The sequence below is a fragment of the Aliiruegeria lutimaris genome (assembly GCF_900099935.1).
GTDB lineage: Bacteria > Pseudomonadota > Alphaproteobacteria > Rhodobacterales > Rhodobacteraceae > Tropicimonas > Tropicimonas lutimaris.
Genome location: NZ_FNEK01000031.1, coordinates 34,974 through 58,047, shown reverse-complemented (window position 1 = coordinate 58,047; position 23,074 = coordinate 34,974). Strand labels below are relative to the sequence as shown.

The window sequence follows — 23,074 nt, the reverse complement described above, 5'->3', positions numbered from 1 at the left end:
TCCCTTGTCGGCGATGCGCGCCTCAATCCAGCCGGTCACGCCGGCCAGTTTGCGGTGACCACCTCCGTTACCTTGCGGTCGTGGTGTCAGTGATCCGGTTTCCCGCCGCAGCTTGATCAGATCGTTCACAAATCTCGGCGAAACCCGGAAGTGCCGCGCCGCCTCGCGGTGCCCGTGACCTTCATCGACAAAAGCGACGACGCGCTCGCGTAGCTCTATTGGATGTGGTTTGCCCATCTGAGACCCCTATATCTGCCTCAACAGAAGGGAATCACATCACAACCAATCTGGGAAGCCTGAATCAGATAGGCCGCGACACGCTCTAGCAAGGAGCGGGGCCTTGGCCGGCTCAGAGCGCGCTTGAGCTCAGCGTCTGCGCAATTTCGTAGATCGAGGGGCCGATCAGGATGATCAGTAGCGGCGGAACGGTGAACATCATCGTGCCAAGCGTGAGCTTGGTCGGCAGTACGTTTGCCTTCTCCTCGGCTCGCATGACGCGTTTGTCCCGCATTTCGGACGCATAAACCCGCAGCGCCTCGGCGATGGATGTACCGAAAGTCGCGGATTGGACCAGAACAGTCACGAAGGACGCGATGTCGGGCACCCCGCACCGCTCGGCCATGTCCTTGAGGACCTGGACCTTTTCCTTGCCGGCTTTCATTTCGTGCGCGACGATCTCGAACTCGTCCGCCAGCGCCGGGAAGCCCGCGCGCAATTCCTTGCTGACCCGAATGATGGATTGTTCAAGCGACTGACCGGCCTCGACGCAGACCAGCATCATGTCGAGCGAGTCCGGGAAACCATTCGTGATCTCCTGCTGCCGGGTCTGAAGGCGCCGGTTCACCCAGTACTTGGGAATGTAATAGCCCACCGAGCCCGGAATGATGATCGACAGGATCAATTGCTGGGTCGAGACCTCGCCCGTGGCCGAGGTGACAATGGCATATAGAATGCCGAGCACCAGGAAGCCGAGGCCAAGGATGAACTGGGAGGCGTGGTAGACGCGAACCGCCGATTTCGACCGATAGCCGGCCTGCAACATCTGCAACCGCGCGCTCGACATCTCTTCCGCGTCCTGCGGTTCGAGGAAATCGGCGTATTTGTCGAGCTTGCCACTGCCGCCGCCATGGCGCAGAGCCTTCTTCTCGCCCCTGTCACCGCCCTGCATACCACCGCTGCGATTGCTGGATTTCAGCTTGTCGAGCGGATCCGCTTTCTTGTTGAGAAAGATCGGCAGCGTCAGCACAACCAGCACCATGCCGAGCGCGCCAACCGCGTAAAGCGGACCCAAATCGCCAAATCGGGTAATCAGCCATTCATTTGCCTGAGCTAGAATTTCCATGGCGACCTCAAACCTTGATGTTAACCATGATCTTCATGAAGATCATGTTGACGATCAGGAACGCACCCACGATCAGGCAGGCCGGGATAAAGGCCGGTGTTTCCATGACATCGTCATAATAATGCGGGTCGGCGACATTGATGCCGACGAGCGCGAGAATGGGGAAGAAGGACAGGAACATCCCCGACCATTTTGCCTCGGCCGTGATCGCCTTGACCCTGCGAAACAGCTTGAACCGCGCGCGGATGACCTTGGCCAGACCGTCGAGGATCTCGGCCAGGTTGCCGCCGGATTGCTGCTGGATGGTCACGGCAACGGCGAGGAAGCGCAGGTCCTGCATGTCCATGCGTTCGGCGAGCGCCTTCAGGCTTTCGGAAATGTCCCGCCCGTAGGCGCTTTCATCCGCGATCACCCCGAATTCACTGCCAAGCGGGTCCGGCACTTCACGGGCAACGATATTGACTGCCGAAGAGAACGGGTGGCCGACGCGTAGCGAGCGGACCATCAATTCCACGGCATCGGGCAGTTGTTCCTCGATCAGGGACAGGCGTTTCTTGGCCTTGTTGTTGACCCACATGTAGACGCCGCCAACGCCCATGCCGAGCGCCACGACGATCCGCACCGGCAAGCCGGCATCGGTTCCGAGCGTCAGGCCGACAAAGGCAACACCGGCGAGAACCCCCATCACCATGATCAATTGGCGCGGCGTGAAGGCGATATTCGCCTTCTGCGCCTTTTCGGCCAGGATGGAATAGAGCGGGATGCCCTTCGCGTTCATGTGCTGCGTCATCTCCTTGCGGAGCTGTTCCAGCACCTCTTCGCGCCCGCCGCCCTTCTCGAGCAGTTCGAGCCGGCGGTTGACCTTGGAGTTAAGGCTGATCGACTTGCCGAAGGCGGTCAGGTAGATCCCCTCGACCAGCACCAGGACAGCGAAGAAGATTAGGCCGTAGATAATCGGTTCGGCTGAAATGGTCATTGGGCGTTACTCCGTCACAATAGGTTCATAGATCGCCGCCGGCAGGTCGTAACCCCACTGCTTGAACCGGTCGGAATAGTAGGAGCGCACGCCGGTAGCGTTGAAACGGCCGATGATCTTGCCGTCCGGTTCCACGCCAAGCCGTTCGTAGCGGAACACTTCCTGCATGGAGATCACTTCCCCCTCCATGCCGGTAATCTCGGTGATCGAAACCATCCGGCGCGAGCCGTCCTGCAGGCGGGAGGCCTGCACGATGAGGTTCACGGCCGAGGCAATCTGCGAGCGCACCGCCTTGAGCGGCATCTCGATGCCTGCCATGGCGATCATGTTCTCGAGCCGGCTCACCGCGTCTCGGGCGGAGTTGGCGTGGATCGTGGTCATCGAGCCGTCATGGCCGGTGTTCATTGCCTGCAGCATGTCGATGACTTCCTCGCCGCGCGTCTCGCCGACGATGATCCGGTCCGGACGCATCCGCAGCGCGTTCTTCAGGCAGTCGCGCTGCGAAACGCGGCCCTTGCCCTCGACGTTGGCGGGACGGCTTTCCATCCGGCCGACATGGGATTGTTGAAGCTGAAGTTCCGCAGTGTCCTCGATGGTGAGGATGCGTTCCGAGTTGTCGATGAAGCTCGACAAGGCGTTCAGCGTCGTCGTCTTGCCGGAGCCGGTACCGCCCGAAACGATCACGTTCAACCGGCAGGCAACGGCTGCCTGCAGATAGGCCGCCATCTCCTCGGTGAAGGCGCCGAATTTCACCAGGTCGTCTACGCCGAGCTTGTCCTTCTTGAATTTCCGGATCGAGACCAGCGAGCCGTCCACCGCGATCGGCGGCACCATGGCGTTGAAACGCGAACCATCGGCAAGGCGGGCGTCCACATAGGGATTGGATTCATCGACGCGGCGGCCCACGGCGGAGACGATCTTGTCGATGATCCGCAGCAGGTGTTTCTCGTCCTTGAAGGTGATTTCACTGATTTCCAGCTTGCCCGAGCGCTCGATGAAGATCTGCTGCGGCCCGTTGACCAGAATATCGTTGACGGTGTCGTCTTTCAGAAGAGGCTCCAGAGGACCGAGTCCGGTCACCTCGTCATAGAGATCCTGTTGAAGCGTCTGGCGTTCTTCCTTGTTGAGAACGACCGACATTTCCTCGAGGCTCTCTGCGGTAATGGCCGCGATTTCCGCCTTGAGATCGGCTTCGGATGCGGTGTCGAGCGCCGACAAGTTCAGGTTGTCGAGCAAGACCTTGTGTAGCTCGACCTTGATCTCGGCCAGCCGTTCCTTGCGCTTTTTCTCCTTGTCGACAGGAGCGGCGCGAGCCGGTGTGACGGCCTGTTTCACAGGCGTGGTCGTCTTGCGGGTCACACGCTCCGCGGCAGGAGCAGGCGCGGAGCGTTCCGCGCGCGGCGCGGATTGCGGCTGGGCCTGATTGCCGGCTTGTTTTTTGTAGCGTGAGAACATGGTCTTGGATTTCCTGGTTTGAAATATGCGTGGTTCAGCCAATCGCGGCTTCGGATGTAATCATCTCGTGCAGTGATGCCGCCAGTTTGGCGATCTCCTTGCGCAGCGGGTTTTTCGGAGCGCTCTGCGCCAGGGGCAGGCCGTGGTCGCAGGCTTGGGTCACCTGCCGCTGGCCGTCCGGCAGCAGCAGTTCGATATCGATGTCGAGGCTCTCTGCCATGCGCTTCACCCGGGCCTTGCCCTGCAGATCCGTAAATCGCGGCGAACGGTTCAGCGCGAAGCGCAGCCGTTCATAGGGCAGGTCCTCGCTCTTGAGCAGACGCACGAAGCGCAGCGCGTTCTGGGCCGAGCGCATGTCCAGCTCCATCAGAGCGAAATAGATATGTGCGGCGCTGAGAACCGTTTCACTCCAGGCGACGAGCGTCTTGGGCATGTCGATCACGATGACATCGAAGTTCTGGCGGGCAAAATGGATCAGTGTCGTGATGTCATCCGGCCCGACGAGATCCAGCGGAAGCATATCGGCCGGAGCTGTCAGAACGTGGATCTTGTCACCGTAAGGCTGCAACGCCGTCTTGAAACTGTCGTTGTCCATGGAGCTGGTGTCGGAAAGAAGTTCGTAGATGACTTCCTTGCGCGGCAGATCGAGATAGGTCGAGGTGGACCCCATCTGGAAGTCGAGATCCAGCAGGCAAACCTTCGGGTTCACCTTCTTGTCCTTGGTCGCGATTTCCCAGGCGAGGTTTACGGCAAAGGTCGTGGCTCCGACGCCGCCGGCAAGCCCGTGCACGGCGAGAATCGCCCCGTCATGTTGACCGGAGCTGGTCGTCACGGGCGTGTCTCCGGCCGAAATGGCCACAGGAGGCTGTGGTTCGGGGGCGCGCAGCCGTTCGACGGCCTCGTGCAAGGCGCCCTCGGGGAGCGGGTAGGGCAGGAAACCGTCTGCGCCGAGATTGAGCAACTGGTGGAGAACGACCGGACCGACATCCTGCGCGATCAGCAGAACCTTGACCTTCCTCGACCGGGCAAGGTTGATCAGGTCCGCGATCATGGCAATGTCGCTCTCGTCCTTTTCATCCATTGCAATTGCTATGAATTCCAATGCGTTAGAGTCTGGTTGGTCAAGAAAGGCAACAGCGTCGGTGAACCCGAGATCGCCCCAGCTCTCGCCGAGTTCCGCTTCCATGTCCTCGATCAGAAGATCGAAGTTCTGAACATCGCGGCTGACGGTGCATGCAGCGACCGGAGCCGGTTCTGGTTGCAAAGCAGCGTTGCTTTTCATTTGCCTGTCGTCCTTCTTAGATGGCAAGGCCGGTTTTCGGCGTGCGTTTCCGGGAATTCCCCGTCAGCCGGATCACTTGCCGCTCGTGCGCGCATTTTGCGCACACTGCTCCTTCGTTCTGTTTGACGATCAAACCGGGCGAAATTGGGGCTAAAATCGCGAACTCATGCGGTTTTTGTTGCCGGTCTTGCCACAGAACGATCTCTGTTTCCGAGACAGGAATAGTCGAACTGCCCTCCCAAATGATGAACGGCGCTCCCGTTTCCGGAAGCGCCGTTCAGGCAGATCTTGCGAAGAGGCTTTCGGCCCTATTGTTGCTCGCTGTAATCCGTCCCCGAAATAAATTCGGGCGAGAGCTCCGTTGCGCTCTGGATTGTCTCAGCATACGCGAACAAGGCGTATTTGCCGTCCTGAGTCCGGCCCGGGCAGCCAGCGGAGATCGGGTTACCGTATTTGGTAACGTTCTCCGGGGTCAGCTTGCGGCAGGTATGGGCCAGCTGATTGTTCAGCGTTGCGTTGCCGAAATCCCCCTGGTCGAGAAAGGCGCCGGCTTCTTCGTTCCAGTAGCTGCAACCGCCCAGCAAAAGGCTTCCGGCAAGCGTGGCGATCGTAAGCATGGTGGTTTTCATCTGCTTCACTCCATCACGTAGCCGTAGGAACCGGTGAAATCCTGCCGGGCCACTTCGCCGGCGCCACCGCTGACCGGACGGTTGGTGACGGCGGTGATGCCGCGCATGAACAGTTGGTTCTCGGTCGGTGGGCGAACCCGGTCGGTCGGCAGTGCGAGCGCATCGCCGCGAGTGGGCGTGACCAGGTGGGCGGAGACGATGATCACAAGCTCGGACTGGCCGCGCTCGTAATCGGCGGAGCGGAACAGGGCGCCCAGAACCGGGATATCCCCAAGCCAGGGCACCTGGGTGCTCAGATCCTGGAAGTCATCCTCCAACAGGCCGGCAATGGCAAAGCTCTCGCCATCGCGCAGCTCGACCGTGCTTTCCGTCTTGCGGGTCTTGAAGCCCGCAACCGAGAGGCCCGAATCGGTGTAGCTGACCGACTGGTCGATCGCGCTGACCTCGGCCGCGAGGTTGAGGTTGATATTGTCGCCGATGACCCGAGGGGTCATGTTCAGCACGATACCGAAGGGTTTGTATTCGATCGAGATGTTGCCGTCGCCATCGCTGATCGGAACCGGGTACTCGCCGCCCGCCAGGAAGCTCGCGGCCTGTCCCGAGAGCGACGTCAGGTTCGGTTCGGCCAGCGTCCGCACGAAGCCCTTGGATTCGAGCGCTTCGATGAGAACGGCGAATTCGACGTCGCCGGCGCCGAAACCGATCTGGAAGGCACCCTCGGTGCCGTCGCCGAGGGAGATCCCGGTGTCGCTGTCGCCATCAAACAGGTTCGACAGGTTGTTATTGCTCAGGTAGGTCCCGTTGCCGCCAAGGAAGCCAATGTCGCCTCCCCCGGCAATGCCGTTGACCGCGGCGGAAAATCCGAGCGATTTGCTGACCGTGCGGCTCATTTCCGCGAAGCGCACTTTCATCATGACCTGCTGCGTGCCGCCGACCATCATCAGGTTGGACACCCGTTCCGGGGCGTAGCGATTGGCCAGGTCGATGGCGCGGTCGAGGGCGGCGGCGCTGCTGACCGTCCCGGAAAGGACGATGCCATCATTGGCGGGGCGCACCTCGATGGCCTCGCCCGGCAATACCTCGCGCAGGCGTTCCTTGAGCTCGCCCACATCGGCCGTCACCTGGACCTCGACATTGGTGATCAATGTCCCGTCGGGCGCGAGCAGCGTCAGCGTCGTGCGCCCGGGAGCCTTCCCGAGCACGTAGATCGACCGCTCGGAGAGGGTTGAGATGTCGGCGATGCCAGGATTCGCAATTGAAAGTTCTGCAAAGGGGGCGTCGCTTTCGACGACGACCGCCCGGTTCATAGGGACTTTCAAGGCGCGCTGGATAGTTCCGCCAGTAACGCGGAGCGTTTCGGCTGCCGCGTAGGGGATCGTGGATGTGCCTGCAATCGCGAAACCGAGGAGACCGGCCCGCACAAGCGTCTTGACTGTCATGGTGATCCTGCCTCTCGATCACGAATGTTCGACGGGTCTTCTCGCCCGCATCTTTCCATAGACTGCCCGTGATTACGATTTTTTGCAAGAATCAAGACGTTGGCTCCCGGACTTTATGTAGTGAACCCGCAACAGTGTATTCCTGCTGCGGGTTCGAATCGTTATAGGGTCTTGAATTCTAAGGTCTTCATGTCCGGGTGATCAGTTGGTGCAGGGGATCTCCTGGATGATCACTTCGGAGCCGCGGCGGATCTTGGTGGTGCAAACGCGCTCCTGTTCGACCACGACCGGAACCTTTTCGGCAATCCCAAGCAGGGTGCGCTGGTCCACCTGGCTCACCTCGGCAATGGTATCATCCTCGGCACCGACCAACGACAGGGACAGTTTGCCGGTCGATTGGGCCTGGGTGAGTTGGGCCACCTGTTGCGGCGAGGCCTCCACGGTGACCGTGCGGGCGATAACCGGAGTGGTACGCGCGGTGTCGGCAATCTGGTCGACGGCGATCAGCTTGACGCTCGACTCGATCAGCTTGGTCACCTCGCCGGAGCCTTCCAACTCGGCGGCGGAACCTGTCCAGTACACATCGACCCGGTCTCCAGGGCGCAGGAAGCCCGAGACGCCGGAGGAAACATCGACACGGACCGCGAAAGCGCGCATGCCCTTGCCAAGCCGCGAGGTCAGTCCGGCATCTTCACCCGGATTGGTCACCTTATGGACCAGAAGCGGTTCGAATTTCTGCATGGAGGTGATCACGAAGCGGTCGCGCTTGCCTTCCGGAAACAGCGTGCTGCTCTCCTCGACCAATCCCTTCGGAAGGCCATCGGTTTCACGCACGAAAACGCCTTTGGGAAGGCTGTCTTTTTGCCAGCGCATCCACTTGACGTCTTCTTTCTTCAGAACCTGTCCGTATTCCTTGTCCGTATTGACCACAACGACATCGACCATGGGCGGCGCCGCGGCCTGAGCGGCCAGCAGCTTGTCGCGTTCAGCGCTCATGTCGGACATGTAGTTCTGGGCCATGTAGACGGCAAACCCGGCCAGGCCGATGCCCGCCATCAGGACCAGGGCAAATACCAATCGCATGACTCTTCCTTTCATTCATTATTTCTCGCACTTGCACAAAGCGCGCAATGTCAGCTTCTGTTTCGATACTGAAAGGAGAATGGGGCATAAGCATGGCCCCAGCATGGTAGCGCGATGGCACTTTAATAAGGTATTCAGCGCTCTCGAGCGGTCAGGCCGCCCGGACGGTATCAATTCCCTACGGGACGTTCGGCGATCGTGGTTGCCAGGTTCTGGGAAGACTCGGATGTGCCGGCCACGACGAGTGAAGTCGCGCCTAGGGCAAAGGTGACAACGCCAGCTGCGAGCACAATCCAGTCAACGGAGACTGCGCCATTCTCTTTGGCAAGAAAGGACCTGAGGATACGCAACATATTTAACTCCTGTCCCGAGTCCCGTGCCAGGGGCGTTCGAAGGGCAACTACATTTATGCCAGCCGACTATGGCCTCAAGTTGTTAGTAAACGGTTGTTACCGATAATTTCCACAACAAGGTGGGAAACGAACAATTTCCAAAACGGGAAACAAAACGAGAAAGGCCGCGCCAAAATCCGGCGCGACCCTTTTTGAATGCTCGCAAAACTGCAGATCAGAAGGTGGTCTTGATCTGGTCGGTCTTGAGCTGGTCGGAGATGTCGCCGGACAGGTCTTCGACGCCCGAGGAAACGGCGGCGAGCGTGGCGATGCCCAGGCCGACGATGGCGGCGGTCAGCACGACCCAGTCAACGGTCACGGCACCGTCTTCGTCTTTGCGGAAGGATTTGATCAGGTTGAAGAGTTTCATGGTCTAGCTCCAGAAAGGTGTGTTTCGTTCGTTTCGAGCCATTCCGGATCCGCTCGGGCGGCCTCTAAGTGGCCCGATCCCCGTCTTGGCATGGGTATAGATAGCCAGCGAACTCGGGCAGGAATTGGGCGTGCATCGTACCAAAGCGAGGAATTGTAACGAAAAATTAAGAAATTCGGAGCGCTTCCCAGGGTGGATCCATATCCGGGGTGCGAACAGAAAGAGCAATCGGAGGCGAAGATCTGTATCAGGCGCAGTTTGTCCGGAGCTGAAAAAAGCAAAAAGGCCGCGTTGCGGAACGCGGCCTTTCGCAAATTGTTTACAAGATCAGAAGGTGGTCTTGATCTGCTCGGTCTTGAGCTGGTCGGAGATGTCGCCGGACAGGTCTTCGACGCCCGAGGAAACGGCGGCGAGCGTGGCGATGCCCAGGCCGACGATGGCGGCGGTCAGCACGACCCAGTCAACGGTCACGGCACCGTCTTCGTCCTTGCGGAAGGATTTGATCAGCTTGAAGAGTTTCATGGTCAGTCTCCCTAGGGATGTGTGAGTTTACTAAACCGGGCCATCCGATCGGGGCGTCCATTTCTGGCCCAGACCTGCTCGGCATGCTTTCAGTATAATTCGGGAAAGGCGGCGGAAATCGGGCGGCCATCGCACCATTTTCGTACATTGCCGATGTGCCACCCGGACCCGAGTCAGCCAGGTCCGGAAAAGCGAAAGGCCGCACTCGAAAGGTGCGGCCCACGCGGATCGGAATGTGTCGAAACAGATCAGAAGGTGGTCTTGATCTGGTCGGTCTTGAGCTGGTCGGAGATGTCGCCGGACAGGTCTTCGACGCCCGAGGAAACGGCGGCGAGCGTGGCGATGCCCAGGCCGACGATGGCGGCGGTCAGCACGACCCAGTCAACGGTCACGGCACCGTCTTCGTCTTTGCGGAAGGATTTGATCAGGTTGAAGAGTTTCATGGTTTAGCTCCAGAAAGGTGTGTTTCGTTCGTTTCGAGCCATTCCGGATCCGCTCGGGCGGCCTCTACTCGGGCGGCCTCTAAGTGGCCCGATCCCCGTCTTGGCATGGGTATAGATAGCCAGCGAACTCGGGCAGGAATTGGGCGCGCATCGTTCGTTTTCCGTACTTTGCCGGGAAATTTCCGTGAAAATTCGAGTGACCTGAGTGGAGGTCGTTTGCTGTTTCCCGGACCGTTCCATGCAAAAACTCCAGGCATTCGTGCCGCAAAAAAGCGGATTTTTGTTGGAAAATCAGGGTGTCGACGTCTTCCACTGTGCCCTTTTCACAAGAATCGACCGGAAATTTCCGCACCGGCTCTGTTCGTCCTGTGCCTGGGCCCAAGATTTTGAGACCCTTGGGGCAAGGCAAAAAAAGAGCAGGCAAACAAAAAAATGGGAGGCAGGCCCATGCGTTGTCTTGGATGGACGGCCCTGGCAGCGTTCGCGCTTGCCGGGTCTGTGGCTTTCGCCGAGCAGGCCGGCGGCGAAAAGGATTTTACCTTCAAGCGGGTGAAAGTCGGTGGCGGGCTTCCCGGTGGCAAACGGATTCTGGTGCAGATCGACCCCGTAGAACAGAAACGCATGCTGGCGCTCAACCCGGCTGTTCCCCTGCGCCCGGAAGTGCCGCATGATGTGAAGCGCGGGGCGGACTCGCCGGTCGAAGCCATGGGCGAGGCCGAAAAAGATGTCCCTTCGTCCAACTATGCGTGGTTCTGGAACCTGATCTCGCCGCATTTGTCTGACAGCCGCTCCGGACGCATGGAGACCGCGGTCGCGGCCTTGCGGAACGGACCGAGCGGCGCCAGCGTCAAGGCCCCTCGGCTCTCCCATCTGCAAGCGATCGCGGATGAGCATGGCGCGGAGATTCTCAAGGCGACCATCGGGACGAAGGTTTCCCCCGCGCTGGTGCTGGCGGTGATCGGTATCGAAAGTTCGGGCCGTACAGCCGCGGTGAGCTCTGCCGGTGCGACGGGCCTGATGCAGCTGATGCCGGCCACGGCGGAACGCTTCGGCGTGAAGGACCGGACCGATGCCGTGCAAAATATTCGCGGCGGGGTGGCCTATCTCGACTGGCTGCTGAAACATTTCGACCGTGACCCGATCATGGCGTTGGCGGGCTACAATGCCGGCGAGAATGCCGTACGTGCCAATGCGGGCGTGCCGCCCTATGCGGAGACGCGCGATTACGTGCCAAAGGTGATTGCGGCCTGGAACGTGGCAAAAGGGCTGTGCCTGACCCAGCCGCAGCTCGTCTCCGACGGTTGCGTCTTCCGGCGGGGCATGCAGACGGCACAGGTGGTCGACAAGCCTTGAGCCTTGCGGTCGGCTGTTCTCAGATCGACATCTTGCGGAAGATGGGTTCCGGCACGGCGCGGATGATCATCATGATGTAGCGCCAGAAGAAGGGCGTGTAGATCACGTTCCGTTTCTTTTCCACGGCCTTGAGAATGCTGTCGGCTACCGCTTCCGGCGGTGCGACGAGGAACATGCCCTCCAGCCTCCAGGTCATGGCCGTGTCGACGAAGCCCGGCTTCACCGTGATCGCGTGTGCGCCCGAGCGCCCGAGCCGGTTGCGCAGTCCGGACATGTAGGTGGCAAACCCGGCCTTGGCGGCGCCATAGACGTAGTTGCCGACTCGTCCGCGATCCCCGGCAACCGAACCGACGCCGACAATCGTGCCCGAACCGCGCGCTTCCAGCAGTGGGGCAAGCCCGTGCAGGAGGCGGGCAGGGCCGGTGAAACTGTCGGCAACAACGCCGTCGAGCATTTCAGGGGCGATGTCGATCTCCTCCTGCGGCGGCATGGAGCCGACGAAGACGGCGGCGTTGAGCGTGCCATCCATGGCGCGCATACGTTCCAGAATCGGCTGGAACGTCTCCGGCGCGCGGGCATCGAAATGGAGACTCTCGGCGAGCGCGGCGCCGCGCAGGCGACAATCGGATGCAGTCGCCTCCAGATCGGACATGTCGCGACCTGCCAGCAGCAGGTTTGCGCCGCGTTTGGCGAGTTTGCGGGCCAGCGCGCGTGCCATCGAGGAGGTTGCGCCGAGAATGAGCCAGGTTTCCGTTGTGGTGTCGGTCATCACAGGTCCCTCAGGGCAAGGCGGCGTACCAGGTCAGTCGCGTAGTTCTGTTCCGGGTCCAACTCGTTGACGATCTCGGCCCAGGCTGCACGTTCAGGATACATCGCATCCATATGTTCCGGGGAAGCGAAGGCATCCTTGGCCAGGTAGACGCGCCCGTCCGCCTCCGCCGTCATGTCGATCAAACCTCGGATCATCTCGGGCGCTTCCTCGCGCGCGGGGAAGTCGATGGCCAGAGTGTAGCCCTCGGTTGGGAAGGACATCATCCCGCCCTCTGCCGCCCCCATGCGCTTGAGCACGGCAAGCGGCGAGGCGAGGCCGGAGTCGCTGACCCTCTCGAGCATCCCGCGCAGCGCCTCGCGCTCGTCCAGCGGAACGACGCATTGGAACTGGTGGAAACCGCGCTTGCCATAAAGCCGGTTCCAGTCATGGATCTTGTCGAGCGGGAAAAAGAAGTCTTCCAGAGCTTTCACGACCGTCCGGCCACGCTCCGGAATGCGTCGGTAATAGGCGGCGTTGAAGCTGCGAACGATAGGGCCGGAGAGCGCGAAATGCGGCGCATCCATCGGGATCCGCTTGCCGCGTCTGGCAGGCGGGACGAGGCCGGCGCCAGTTTCACCTTCTTCGAGGATCCCGCGTCCGAGCGCGTCTCCCCGCGCCGTCGCGTCGATCCAGCCGACGGTATAGGTCGCCTCGCTTGCGTCCAGCGCGTCGAAATAGCTGTCGAGATCGGGCATGCGCCGTTCAGTTACCATCGCGAGCGCGCCCTTGGTCGGCGCCAGTTGGATCCGCGCGCTTGCGATGGGGCCGGTTTGCCCCATCCCGCCGATTGTTGCCGCGAAGAGCGGATCGTCCGGGGCGATCGTGTGTATCCCGTCGGGCAGGGCAAGAGTCACATCGCGCACATGTAGGCCAAAGCTGCCCTTGTGATGGTGATTCTTGCCATGCACATCCATGCCAATGGCCCCTCCCACCGTGGCAAATCCCGTGCCGGGTAAGACTGTCGGCAGCCAGCCGCGGGGCCCGAAATGGGTAACGATATCGCCCAGCATGCAGCCGGATTCGACTTCGAGAATTCCTGTCTCCGGTTCAAAGCCCAGGAATCTGTCGAGCCTTGCCGTACTGATTGCGCGGCCACCGCTGTTCAGGCTCGCATCGCCATAGCTGCGTCGCTGGCCAATGGCCGGGCAGGGAGATTCCTCGGCAACCCGTATGAAGGCCGAGGTGCGTTCCGGGCGTGCAATCTCACCCTTTGCTCGCAAATGCCGGCCCCAGCCGGTGTACTCAGTCTGCTTCCAGCTCATGAAAGGCCCATTTCGAATGCCACCGGGTTCCTGGGAGTCGGACGCTTGCCGCCGAAATCAACGGCTGGTCGAATACCTGAAACACGCAAGGACTGCTCATATTTGTTGTCATTTGTTCCCGGATAGCGGGCAATTGAGGCCGATTTATGGAATTGTTTCCCGGATCGGCGCTGTGTTGAGAAATGTTCATGGGCTTGTGGAGACGTCGTGTTGGGCCAGTTTCCGACATTGGGGGCTCTGCCCCCAAACCCCCGGGATATTTTGGGCCAGAAGAAAGCAGGGAGGGCCTGACACATTCTTCTGACCCAAAATATCCCCGCCGGAGGCACGATCCGCAGGATCGTTCTCGCGCGCGAAGCGCGCGCCTTCACCGGCGGTTTTCTCCGTGGTTCGGACGTTGGGGCGGCGCCATAGATACGCCGCCCTATCTGTCTTACACTAGGGTTGCTTCGGTCGCGGCGCGGAGTTCTGCCTCGGTCACGCCCGGAGCGCATTCGACGATCTTTAGCCCGCCCGCGACAACGTCCAACACGCCGAGGTTGGTGACGATCCGGTCGACCACGCCCTTGCCGGTCAGCGGAAGGGTGCATTCCTTGAGAACCTTGCTCTCGCCCTTCTTGTTGGTGTGGTCCATCACCACGACCACGCGGCCGACCCCCGCGACCAGATCCATCGCGCCGCCCATGCCCTTGACCAGCTTGCCGGGAATCATCCAGTTCGCCAGGTCGCCATTCTCGGCGACTTCCATCGCACCGAGAATCGCCATGGCAATCTTGCCGCCCCGGATCATGCCGAAGCTCTGCGCCGAGTCGAAATAGGCCGTCTGGGGCAGTTCGGTGATGGTCTGCTTGCCGGCATTGATCAGGTCGGCGTCCTCTTCGCCCTCATAGGGGAAGGGGCCCATGCCCAGCATGCCGTTCTCCGATTGCAGCGTCACTTCGATGCCTTCGGGGATGTAATTTGCCACCAGCGTCGGGATGCCGATGCCGAGATTCACATACCAGCCGTCCTGAAGCTCCTGCGCGGCGCGGGCCGCCATCTGATTGCGATCCCAGGGCATTACACATCCTCCTTCTTGCGGGTCGTGCGCTGTTCGATGCGCTTTTCATGTTCGCCCTGGATCAGGCGGTGGACATAGATGCCGGGCAAATGGATGTTGTCGGGATCGAGCGAGCCGGTGGGCACGATCTCCTCAACCTCGACAACGCAGACCTTGCCACACATCGCCGCCGGCGGGTTGAAGTTGCGCGCGGTCTTGCGGAAGACGAGGTTGCCGGTCGGGTCGGCCTTCCAGGCCTTCACGATCGACAGGTCGGCGAAAATCCCTTCCTCGAGGATATAGGTCTCGCCGTTGAACTGCTTGTGCTCCTTGCCTTCTGCAACGACCGTGCCGACGCCGGTCTTGGTGTAGAAGCCGGGGATGCCACAGCCACCGGCGCGCATACGTTCGGCCAGCGTGCCCTGTGGGTTGAATTCCAACTCCAGTTCGCCGGAGAGATATTGCCGCATGAACTCGGCATTCTCCCCCACGTAGGACGACATCATCTTCTTCACCTGTCGCGTCTGCAGCAGGATGCCGATGCCGAAATCGTCGACACCCGCATTGTTGGATGCGAAGGTCAGATCCTTCACGCCATAATCCTTGATCGCATTCAGAAGTAGCTCCGGAATGCCACAGAGGCCGAAGCCCCCGGCGGCAATCAGCATGCCGTCATGCAGCAACCCGTCCAGCGCTTCGGCGGCGCTGCCGTATACCTTGTCCATAAAGAACCTCCCTTATCCCTTTGGGTTAAGGGTTGTGCCGACAGATGGCACAGCTGTCAAATGAATGCTGCGACGCGGCGCTTGCCGCTTTCGGAAAGAAAGCGCCATCGCAGCGGTCTTCATACCGTCATCTGTTCGGGCGGATTGTTCAGCATTTCGCGCAGAACCGTCATGGCGGCCTCGAAGCGTTCCAATGAAATCTGGCCGTTCACGCAGATTCGTACCGAATGGGGCGCGCGGCCTTCACGCAGGGTGAAATCCTCCGCCGACCGGATCTGGATGCCCGCGCGCTCGGCGGCCAGGGTGAACTCGGACGCCCGCCAGCCTCGCGGCAGGTCCAGCCACAGGAAGGGCACGTCGTCGCGCCATTTGAGCTCGAACCCGCCCAGCATGTTTACCGCGATCTGGATATATTCGGCGATCCGGTCACGCACCGCAGCCGATATGCGCTGTGTTTCCGGGTCGCTCAACACGATTCGCGCGACCTCTGCCAATGGGCGTGCGAGGCCGAAAAAGCCGTATTCCGCCGCCCGGCGCAGGTCGCTGTAACGTCCCTCCGCCGCCACGGCGAAGCCAATGCGCAGGGCCGGGGTGATCGTCTTTGAGATGGAGGAAACATACCACGCCCCCTCTGGCCAGAGCGCACGGTAGCTCTGGGCACGGGCTGGGCCGATGCGATAGCAGTCATCCTCGAGTATCTGCACCCCGCCAGCGCGGCGGCAGGCGGCAACGATGGCCTCGCGGCGTTCCAGCGGGGTATGCAGCCCGGTCGGGTTGTGCACTTCGGGCGAGGTGCAGATCAGCCGCGCCCCGCTGCGCTGCGCGACTCGTTCTATTTCCTCAGGGATCAGCCCTTGCGCATCGCTCGGCACGCCCACGACCTCGATCCGAAGGATTTCGGCGGCACGCCGGAAACCGGGATAAGAGAGATCCTCGACCATGATCGTCGGCTTCTGCTCGCGCAGCGCGGCCTGCAAAACCAGCGAAATCGCGTTCTGCCCGCCATGGCACAGCACGACGTCCTTGTGTCCAACGCTGCCGAGCGGCATGTCCGACAGCCACTTCACGGCGGCCTCCCGGGCGGGTTGGAACCCTTCGCGGCTGGGGTACTCGACCAGATCGGCAATCGGCCCGTCAGCGACCTGCCGCAGGGCGGCCCGGATCGCAGACACTTGTCCCATATCGGGCAGGCGGGGGCTGAAGAGGTTGATCACGCCATCGTCCTGCGGATGTGCGCGAAGCCAGTCTTCTTCTGCGACGACCGGGCGCTTGGGAGCAACGAAGGTGCCGCGCCCGACCACCGCTTCGAGCTGACCGGCATCGGTGAGTTGCGAATAGGCGCGGGCGACGGTTCCGGGGGTGACGCCAATTTCCCAGGCCAATTGGCGCACCGGCGGCAGCCGTTCGCCGACCGGAAGCGCTCCGGTTTCGATGGCATTGGAAAGGTGATCGGCCAGTGCTTTGTACTTGGCCCGCCCAGTGAGGTCGATGCCATCGAACCATTTTGTACCCGACACAATACTTTCCTCGACTTAGATCAATTTGAAATGTACCAAGTTTTGTACTGAATTAATACACATTGTGTCAATACAATAGGAGAGTCCCATGACACAGTTTCCCTCCGCCACTACAACACGGCTCGAAAGCCTGAAGTCCCGGAAATCCTTGCCGCTTCTGGCTGATTTCTTCGTGCTGGCCGCGGAAACCGTAGTGAAATGGGAGCAGCGAAGCCGTTCTCGCCGACATCTGCGCGAGCTGTCGCCACACCACCTGCGCGACATCGGGCTAACGCCAGATATGGTCGATCTGGAAGTGCGTAAGCTTTTCTGGCAGGTCTGACAGCAAAAGGGCCGCGCGGCAGGTACCGACGGCCCGAATGCATAATCCGAAATAAACGACCCTATTCGGCGGCGTCTCCGGACGCCGCTTTCTTCGTCTTGGGCTTGGCGGTCGATTTCTTGGCCGCTGGCTTTTTCTTGGCGGCGGTCTTTTTCGGCGCGGCTTTCTTGCGCGTGCCCTTCTTGCCGGCCTTCTCGGCGATAAGTTCGACCGCCTGTTCCATCGTCACCGATTGCGGATCGGTATCCTTGGGCAGGGTGGCGTTGACCTTTTCCCATTTCACATAGGGCCCGTAGCGGCCCTCCATGACATTGACCGGGCCACCGCTCTCGGGGTGCTCGCCCAACTCCTTGAGCGGCTTGGCGGCCGTGCCGCCACGGCCACGCGGGTTGGCGCGTTTCTCGGCCAGCATCTCCACCGCACGGTTCATGCCGACCTCGAAAACCTCCGAGGGGTCCTTGAGATTGGCATAGACCGGCTTGGCCTCGTCCGGTTTCTGATGCGCGATATAGGGGCCGAAACGGCCGAAATTGGAGGTGATCATGCCTCCTTCGGGATGCTCGCCGATCTCGCGCGGCAGGCTCAGAAGCGTGAGAGCCTTTTCCAGGTCCATGTCGTCCGCCGACCAGCCGCGTGGCAGGCTGGAGCGCGGCGGCTTGGGGTTTTCCTCGGTGACATCGCCGCGCTGCACATAAGGCCCGTAGCGGCCGTCGCGCAGCGTGATCTTGTCGTCGCCATCATAGCCCAGCAACTTGCCATCCGGACCGATGCCCGAGTCCTCCGCCCCCGGCGGGCCGAAGGGGCGGGTGTAACGGCATTCGGGGTAATTCGAGCAGCCGATAAAGGCGCCGCCAGAGCGCGCCGTGCGCATGGAGAGCCGCCCCGCGCGGCAATTGGGGCATGCGCGCGGGTCCGATCCATCCGCCGTCGGCGGGAAGAGATGCGGCTCCAGCACCTCGTTGATCTTCTCCAGCACATCAGTGATGCGCAGCTCGGAGGTCTCGTCGATGGCAGCTGAGAAATCGCGCCAGAATTTCGACAGAACTTCCTTGTAATCCGCCTCGCCGGCCGAAACATGGTCCAGCTCCGCTTCCAGCCCGGAGGTGAATTCGTAGCCGACATATTGCCGGAAATAGTTCATCAGGAAGGCGATGACGAGCCGCCCCTTGTCCTCTGGGAAAAGGCGGTTCTTGTCCTTGCGAACGTAGCCGCGGTCCTGGATCGTGGTAACGATCGAGGCATAGGTCGAGGGCCGGCCGATGCCGAGTTCTTCCATCCGCTTGACCAGGGTGGCCTCGGTATAGCGCGGGGGCGGCTGGGTGAAATGCTGTTCGGGCGTGATCGCACCCTTCTTGGCGTGCTCGCCCTGCATGACCTGCGGCAGGCGCTTGTCATCGTCATCCACGACAACATCGTCCCTGCCTTCTTCATAGACGCGCAGGAAACCGTCGAAGAGCACCACCTGACCGGTGGCGCGCAGGCCAACCTGGCCGTCGCGGCTCTCAACGTCCACAGAGGTCCGTTCCAGCCGCGCGCCTTCCATCTGGCTGGCCAGGGTTCGCTTCCAGATCAGGTCATAGAGCTTGCGTTGGTCCGGCTCCGACACCTTCAGGCTCGCGGCGTCGCGGGTCATGTCGGTGGGGCGGATACATTCATGCGCTTCCTGCGCATTCTTGGCCTTGTTCTTGTAGATGCGCGGGCTGCTCGGCACGTATTCGGCACCGTAGCGCGCCTTGATGGCGTCGCGGGCCGCGGAAATCGCCTCAGGTGCCATGTCGATACCGTCGGTCCGCATATAGGTGATGAGCCCCGCTTCGTAGAGGCGTTGCGCGGCGTTCATGGTCTGGCGGGCGCCCATGCCGAACTTGCGGCTGGCTTCCTGCTGCAGCGTGGAGGTCATGAAGGGCGCGGAGGGGTTTCGGCTGGCGGGCTTGGCCTCTACCGCGCTCACCGTCAGGTCGCGCGAGGTGATCGCCTGCACGGCCATCTCGGCGGCGGTCTCATTGGCAATGTCGAACTTGTCGAGCTTCTTGCCGGCCAGCGCCGTCAGCCGGGCCTCGTAGCTCTGGCCGCGCGGCGTCTCGAGCACCGCCTTCACGGTCCAGTATTCCTGCGCGTTGAAGGCCTCGATCTCCATCTCGCGCTCGACGATGAGCCGCAGGCAGACCGACTGCACCCGCCCTGCAGAGCGCGAACCGGGCAGCTTGCGCCACAGAACCGGGGAAAGGTTGAAGCCCACGAGATAATCGAGCGCCCGGCGAGCCAGATAGGCATCCACTAGCGGCTGGTCCACCTGGCGCGGGTTCTTCATCGCCTCGGTCACCGCCGATTCGGTAATCGCGTTGAAGACGACGCGGGAAACCGGCGTGTCCTTCTTGATCGCCCGGCGCTTGCGCAGCGCCTCCTCGAGGTGCCACGAAATGGCCTCTCCCTCGCGGTCGGGGTCGGTTGCGAGGATCAGTGCGTTATCATCCTTCAGCGCGTCCGCGATCGCTTTCACATGCTTCTTGGAGTCGTTTCCAATCTCCCAGGTCATCTCGAAGTCGTTCTCGGTATCCACCGACCCGTCCTTGGGCGGTAGGTCGCGCACATGCCCGTAGGAGGCCAGGACGGTATAGTTGTCGCCCAGATACTTGTTGATAGTTTTCGCTTTGGCAGGCGACTCGACGACAACGACGGGCATTAGGAAACCTTCGAAAGATGGGTCGTGCAATTGGCGGCGGAACATGTGGCGCTGACCGGAGCTTGTCAATGCGCCGACGCGGCGATTTTTCGCCCACCCTACGGGTGGAAAATTTCGGGCAACCCGACGGTCTGGTCGTCTGGCCCGCACGTCCGCGGATGGTGGACCGGCGTTCAGTGGGGCAGATGAGCCGGGGCGCCAATGATCTGCGGATCGATTCCGAGCTCCTCCGCGGTAAGCTGCATGACCTTGTGCGCGGCGTTGTAGGCCCCGGCCGGATCGCGCATCCGAATGCATTCCATCAGCGCGCGGTGCAGGCCGAGGGCCTCGCGCAATTCCTCGCTGGACTCATTGCTGCGCCGCACCACGAGGGTGATGGCGGGGCGCAGGATATGCGCAAGGTGCGACCAGATCGCGTTATGCGTCGCCTGGTAGACGGCGACATGGAACGAGACGTCATGCTGGGTGAAACTGTCTGAGCCGGTGGCACTGGCCGCTGCACAGCGCTCCATGCCCTCCATGGCTTCCTCCAATGCCAGAAGATCGCGTGCCCGAGCCTTTCGCGCGGCTGCGGCCGCGATCAACGGTTCCGCCGAGAAGCGGAATTCGAAGATGCTGCGGACAAGATCGGGATGCGGGCTTTCATGGTCGGCAAGCATGCCGGTAACCGCCGGGTCGAGGATGTTCCAGTCGCTGAAATCCTGCGCGATCGTACCCTGTCCGACAAAGCGCTCGACGATGCCGCGCGCGGCAAGCGCCTGCAATCCGCTGCGCACCGATGCGCGGCTGACGCCGAAGCGCTCGACAAGCTCCATCTCCGTGGGAAGAACGTCGCCGGGCCGGTAAATTCCAGAAAGAATCTCCAGCCCGAGCGCATCGGCGATCTGGGGGCCGAGCGGAAGGTCTCTGTTGACCGATCCGGGCTGAGTCATCTGTGCGCTCCGTTCTGCATTGACTTTGTCCTATGCCATATTCTCCTTGTCAGACAAATGAGAGGCGCGAGTTGCGTCAAAAGGTCCAAAAATGATGGGTTATTCTGTCTTGCGTGTTTTTCGGTGTTTTAAATGTCAGACAAAGTATTATGAGATGTCCAGCAACTACAAGCTGTAGAGGAGGCATCCATGAGTAAGCTTGGTTTTATCGGATTGGGGATCATGGGCGGGCCGATGGCGCTCAACCTGCAAAAGGGCGGCTATGAGATCTTCGCCTGCGACCTGAAAAAAGTTCCGGACGCCTTGATCGAAGGCGGCGCAGTGGTCTGCGCCACGGCCCGTGAAGTGGCGGAGAAGGCCGATATCATCTTTACCATGCTGCCGAACACGCCGGATGTCGGTAAGGTGCTCTTCAGTGAGAATGGCGTGGCCGAAGGGCTTACCCCGGGCAAGATCGTGATCGACCACAGCTCCATCGCGCCCAAGGAAACCCGTGAATACGCCGCCAAGATCAACGAGTTGGGATGCGAGTATATCGACGCGCCGGTTTCCGGTGGTGACGTGGGCGCGCAGGCCGGCACGCTGGCGATCATGTGCGGTGGCAACCAGGATGCCTTTGACCGTGCCAAGCCGATGCTGGACTGCATGGGTCAGAACGTGACCCTCGTCGGCGCCAACGGGATCGGCCAGATGACCAAGATCTGTAACCAGATCATCGTTGGCAACACCATCGAGGCCGTGGCCGAGGCGCTGCTCCTGGCGGCGCGTGCCGGGGCTGACCCGCGCAAGGTACATGCTGCGCTGGCCGGGGGATGGGCGGATTCGCTCGTGTTCCAGAACCACGGCAAGCGCATGATCGAGCGCAATTTCGAGCCCGGTGGCCGGATCGAACTCCACCGCAAGGACCTGAATCTTGCCCTGGCTGAGGGCTATGCGCTCGGCGTGCCACTGCCGAATACGGCGACCACCCATGCGCTCTGGAATGCCTGTGTCGGGGCCGGCGGGATCGCCTGGGACCATTCGGCAATCATCAAGGCGCTCGAAGCAATGAGCGGCTTCGAGATCGGTGACGAGGCCTGATCCTATTCGTGACGTGTGAAATCGCCGCTTCGGGGCATCCTGCTTCGGGGCGGCGAATTTCGTTCTGCCCGGCATCTGTTCGGATTCGGCAATTGACCGGCATCTTGCAGAAACAGGCGCGGCCCGCTGATGGACTCGCGTGAGTTACGCCGAGAGCGCCAGGAGGCCTCCGGGCTGACGCTCGACCTGGCCTTCCATTTCGAGTTCGAGCAACTCTCCCGCCACCACCTGGTTCGGCAGGCTCAGATCGCGCAGCAGTTGATCCTCCGCAATGGGCGCCGGGCCCAGCAGCGAGAGGATCCGGGTTCTGATCGAGCCCGGCGAACTGCCGATCGTCGGTTGCGCCGGTTCGGTTCGCGGCGGGGAGACTTTCCCGGCCGGTTTTCGGATCGGAGACCTGGCCGACCTATGGGACGACTGGCGCGGAAGTGGTGAGCCAAGCGGCCCGGTGGCTTCCAGCACGTCTTCGACCCCGCGGATCAGCGTCGCACCGTCCCGGATCAGCATGTTGCAGCCAGCGGCGCGCGCATCGAGCGGGTGGCCGGGCATGGCGAGCACGTCGCGCCCCTGGTCGAGCGCATCGCGGGCGGTGATGAGGCTGCCGGAGCGGGCGGCCGCCTCGACCACGATGACGGCGGAAGCGAGACCCGACACAATGCGGTTCCGACGCGGAAAATGGCGGGCCTGCGGGCGCATGCCGGGGGGCATTTCCGAGAGGATCATCCCACGTTCGGCAATCTGTGCGGTCAGTTCGGCGTTCTCGCGGGGGTAGATGACATCCACCCCGCCAGCGACAACGGCGATTGTACCGGTTTCTAACGCGGACTTGTGAACGACCCCGTCGATCCCTCGGGCGAGACCGGAGACGATGACGAAACCGGCGTCGCCAAGTCCCCTGGCCAGCGAGGCCGCCGCGCGGCGCCCGAGGCTGGAGGCATTTCGGGCGCCGACCATGGCAAGGGTGGGGCGCTCGGCAAGGCGGCTGTCCCCGATGGCCCAGAGCATTGGCGGCGCGTCGGTCAGATCCATCAAGGCGGCGGGGAAGTCCTGTGCGCCGATAAAGAGCGGGCGCGCTCCGGCACGATATCCTGCTTCGAGTTCCTGCTCGGCCTGTTCTCGTGAGAAGGGGGTGTAGCGCGACATTCCCGCCGCGGCGGCAACCTGCGGAAGCGCCGCGAGCGCGGCCTCGGCGTCGCCCGCGTGTTCGTTCATCAACCTGTAGAAGGTTGCGGTTCCCACGCGGTGGGAGCGCAAGAGACGGAGCCAGGCCAGTCTGGTTCCTTCCGAGGTGGGTGGTGCGAGGGGGGGGGAAGAAACTATCTCCAAACCGTCTCTACTCCATCTCTTGCTGGGATCATGGCTAAGGCGAAAGCGTTAACCACGGGTAAACCGAGATGACCGGTTTGGAGAAAATTTC

General features: G+C 61.5%; 21 protein-coding genes and 1 pseudogene. 3 read left to right on the top strand and 19 right to left on the bottom strand.

Annotated features, from left to right (window positions below; genetic code table 11):
- From BLR85_RS15340 to BLR85_RS15290, 11 genes are all read right to left on the bottom strand, one after another.
- Positions 1 to 237, bottom strand: a 237-nt coding sequence (locus BLR85_RS15340) for a helix-turn-helix domain-containing protein (protein ID WP_139188417.1), incomplete at its 3' end; no start/stop codon positions are given.
- 112 nt (positions 238 to 349) lie between these two features.
- Positions 350 to 1,342 (bottom strand): type II secretion system F family protein, encoded by a 993-nt coding sequence (locus tag BLR85_RS15335; RefSeq protein WP_093157761.1) that lies wholly within the window; start codon positions 1,340 to 1,342, stop codon positions 350 to 352.
- A 7-nt stretch (positions 1,343 to 1,349) separates the two neighbouring features.
- Positions 1,350 to 2,318 carry a type II secretion system F family protein gene (locus tag BLR85_RS15330; RefSeq protein ID WP_093157758.1) on the bottom strand — a complete coding sequence of 323 codons (969 nt, stop codon included), beginning with the start codon at positions 2,316 to 2,318 and terminating at the stop codon, positions 1,350 to 1,352.
- A gap of 6 nt (positions 2,319 to 2,324) precedes the next feature.
- Positions 2,325 to 3,773 (bottom strand): TadA family conjugal transfer-associated ATPase, encoded by a 1,449-nt coding sequence (locus tag BLR85_RS15325; RefSeq protein WP_093157755.1) that lies wholly within the window; start codon positions 3,771 to 3,773, stop codon positions 2,325 to 2,327.
- Positions 3,774 to 3,807: 34 nt separating this feature from the next.
- Positions 3,808 to 5,055: a CpaE/TadZ family protein gene (locus BLR85_RS15320; protein ID WP_093157752.1), complete on the bottom strand. Its 1,248-nt coding sequence runs from the start codon at positions 5,053 to 5,055 to the stop codon at positions 3,808 to 3,810.
- 308 nt (positions 5,056 to 5,363) lie between these two features.
- A complete protein-coding gene (locus tag BLR85_RS15315; RefSeq protein WP_139188416.1) occupies positions 5,364 to 5,684 on the bottom strand; it encodes a hypothetical protein in 321 nt (106 codons plus the stop codon).
- 5 nt (positions 5,685 to 5,689) lie between these two features.
- The gene (locus BLR85_RS15310) at positions 5,690 to 7,123 is read right to left on the bottom strand and encodes a type II and III secretion system protein family protein (protein ID WP_093157746.1); all 1,434 of its coding nucleotides are present in this window, start codon (positions 7,121 to 7,123) and stop codon (positions 5,690 to 5,692) included.
- A gap of 201 nt (positions 7,124 to 7,324) precedes the next feature.
- Entirely contained in the window at positions 7,325 to 8,206 is an 882-nt protein-coding gene (gene cpaB / locus BLR85_RS15305; protein ID WP_093157743.1) for a Flp pilus assembly protein CpaB, read from the bottom strand.
- A 567-nt stretch (positions 8,207 to 8,773) separates the two neighbouring features.
- Entirely contained in the window at positions 8,774 to 8,968 is a 195-nt protein-coding gene (locus tag BLR85_RS15300) for a Flp family type IVb pilin (RefSeq protein ID WP_093157737.1), read from the bottom strand.
- A gap of 327 nt (positions 8,969 to 9,295) precedes the next feature.
- The gene (locus BLR85_RS15295) at positions 9,296 to 9,490 is read right to left on the bottom strand and encodes a Flp family type IVb pilin (RefSeq protein ID WP_093157740.1); all 195 of its coding nucleotides are present in this window, start codon (positions 9,488 to 9,490) and stop codon (positions 9,296 to 9,298) included.
- 248 nt (positions 9,491 to 9,738) lie between these two features.
- The gene (locus tag BLR85_RS15290; RefSeq protein ID WP_093157737.1) at positions 9,739 to 9,933 is read right to left on the bottom strand and encodes a Flp family type IVb pilin; all 195 of its coding nucleotides are present in this window, start codon (positions 9,931 to 9,933) and stop codon (positions 9,739 to 9,741) included.
- A gap of 447 nt (positions 9,934 to 10,380) precedes the next feature.
- Here BLR85_RS15290 and BLR85_RS15285 point away from each other — a divergent pair, with 447 nt between their 5' ends.
- The gene (locus tag BLR85_RS15285; RefSeq protein WP_093157734.1) at positions 10,381 to 11,286 is read left to right on the top strand and encodes a lytic transglycosylase domain-containing protein; all 906 of its coding nucleotides are present in this window, start codon (positions 10,381 to 10,383) and stop codon (positions 11,284 to 11,286) included.
- Between the two features lie 19 nt (positions 11,287 to 11,305).
- Here BLR85_RS15285 and BLR85_RS15280 read toward each other — a convergent pair whose 3' ends face one another.
- From BLR85_RS15280 to BLR85_RS15260, 5 genes are all read right to left on the bottom strand, one after another.
- Positions 11,306 to 12,055: an SDR family NAD(P)-dependent oxidoreductase gene (locus BLR85_RS15280; RefSeq protein ID WP_093157731.1), complete on the bottom strand. Its 750-nt coding sequence runs from the start codon at positions 12,053 to 12,055 to the stop codon at positions 11,306 to 11,308.
- Positions 12,055 to 13,359, bottom strand: coding sequence for an FAD-binding oxidoreductase (locus BLR85_RS15275; RefSeq protein ID WP_093157728.1), 1,305 nt, complete (start codon positions 13,357 to 13,359; stop codon positions 12,055 to 12,057). The genes BLR85_RS15280 and BLR85_RS15275 overlap by 1 nt, the downstream gene beginning before the upstream one ends.
- A gap of 433 nt (positions 13,360 to 13,792) precedes the next feature.
- Positions 13,793 to 14,419, bottom strand: a complete 627-nt coding sequence (locus BLR85_RS15270) for a CoA transferase subunit B (RefSeq protein WP_093157725.1) — start codon at positions 14,417 to 14,419, stop codon at positions 13,793 to 13,795.
- Complete coding sequence (locus tag BLR85_RS15265; protein ID WP_093157723.1) at positions 14,419 to 15,123, bottom strand: CoA transferase subunit A; 705 nt, start codon at positions 15,121 to 15,123, stop codon at positions 14,419 to 14,421. Before BLR85_RS15265 ends, BLR85_RS15270 begins: the two co-directional genes overlap by 1 nt.
- 119 nt (positions 15,124 to 15,242) lie before the next feature.
- Entirely contained in the window at positions 15,243 to 16,640 is a 1,398-nt protein-coding gene (locus tag BLR85_RS15260) for an aminotransferase-like domain-containing protein (RefSeq protein WP_093157721.1), read from the bottom strand.
- Positions 16,641 to 16,728: 88 nt separating this feature from the next.
- On the opposite strand from BLR85_RS15260, the gene BLR85_RS15255 reads away from it, so the two are divergent.
- Positions 16,729 to 16,962, top strand: coding sequence for a DUF1127 domain-containing protein (locus BLR85_RS15255; protein ID WP_093157719.1), 234 nt, complete (start codon positions 16,729 to 16,731; stop codon positions 16,960 to 16,962).
- 61 nt (positions 16,963 to 17,023) lie between these two features.
- Here BLR85_RS15255 and topA read toward each other — a convergent pair whose 3' ends face one another.
- A complete protein-coding gene (gene topA, locus BLR85_RS15250; protein WP_093157717.1) occupies positions 17,024 to 19,645 on the bottom strand; it encodes a type I DNA topoisomerase in 2,622 nt (873 codons plus the stop codon).
- A gap of 173 nt (positions 19,646 to 19,818) precedes the next feature.
- Complete coding sequence (locus BLR85_RS15245) at positions 19,819 to 20,577, bottom strand: FadR/GntR family transcriptional regulator (protein ID WP_093157714.1); 759 nt, start codon at positions 20,575 to 20,577, stop codon at positions 19,819 to 19,821.
- Between the two features lie 186 nt (positions 20,578 to 20,763).
- Between BLR85_RS15245 and BLR85_RS15240 the strand changes: the two are divergent.
- A pseudogene (locus BLR85_RS15240) lies at positions 20,764 to 21,657 on the top strand (2-hydroxy-3-oxopropionate reductase); the annotation flags it as partial.
- Positions 21,658 to 21,801: 144 nt separating this feature from the next.
- Here BLR85_RS15240 and dprA read toward each other — a convergent pair.
- Entirely contained in the window at positions 21,802 to 22,983 is a 1,182-nt protein-coding gene (gene dprA / locus BLR85_RS15235) for a DNA-processing protein DprA (RefSeq protein WP_342028791.1), read from the bottom strand.
- Positions 22,984 to 23,074: the final 91 nt, after the last annotated feature.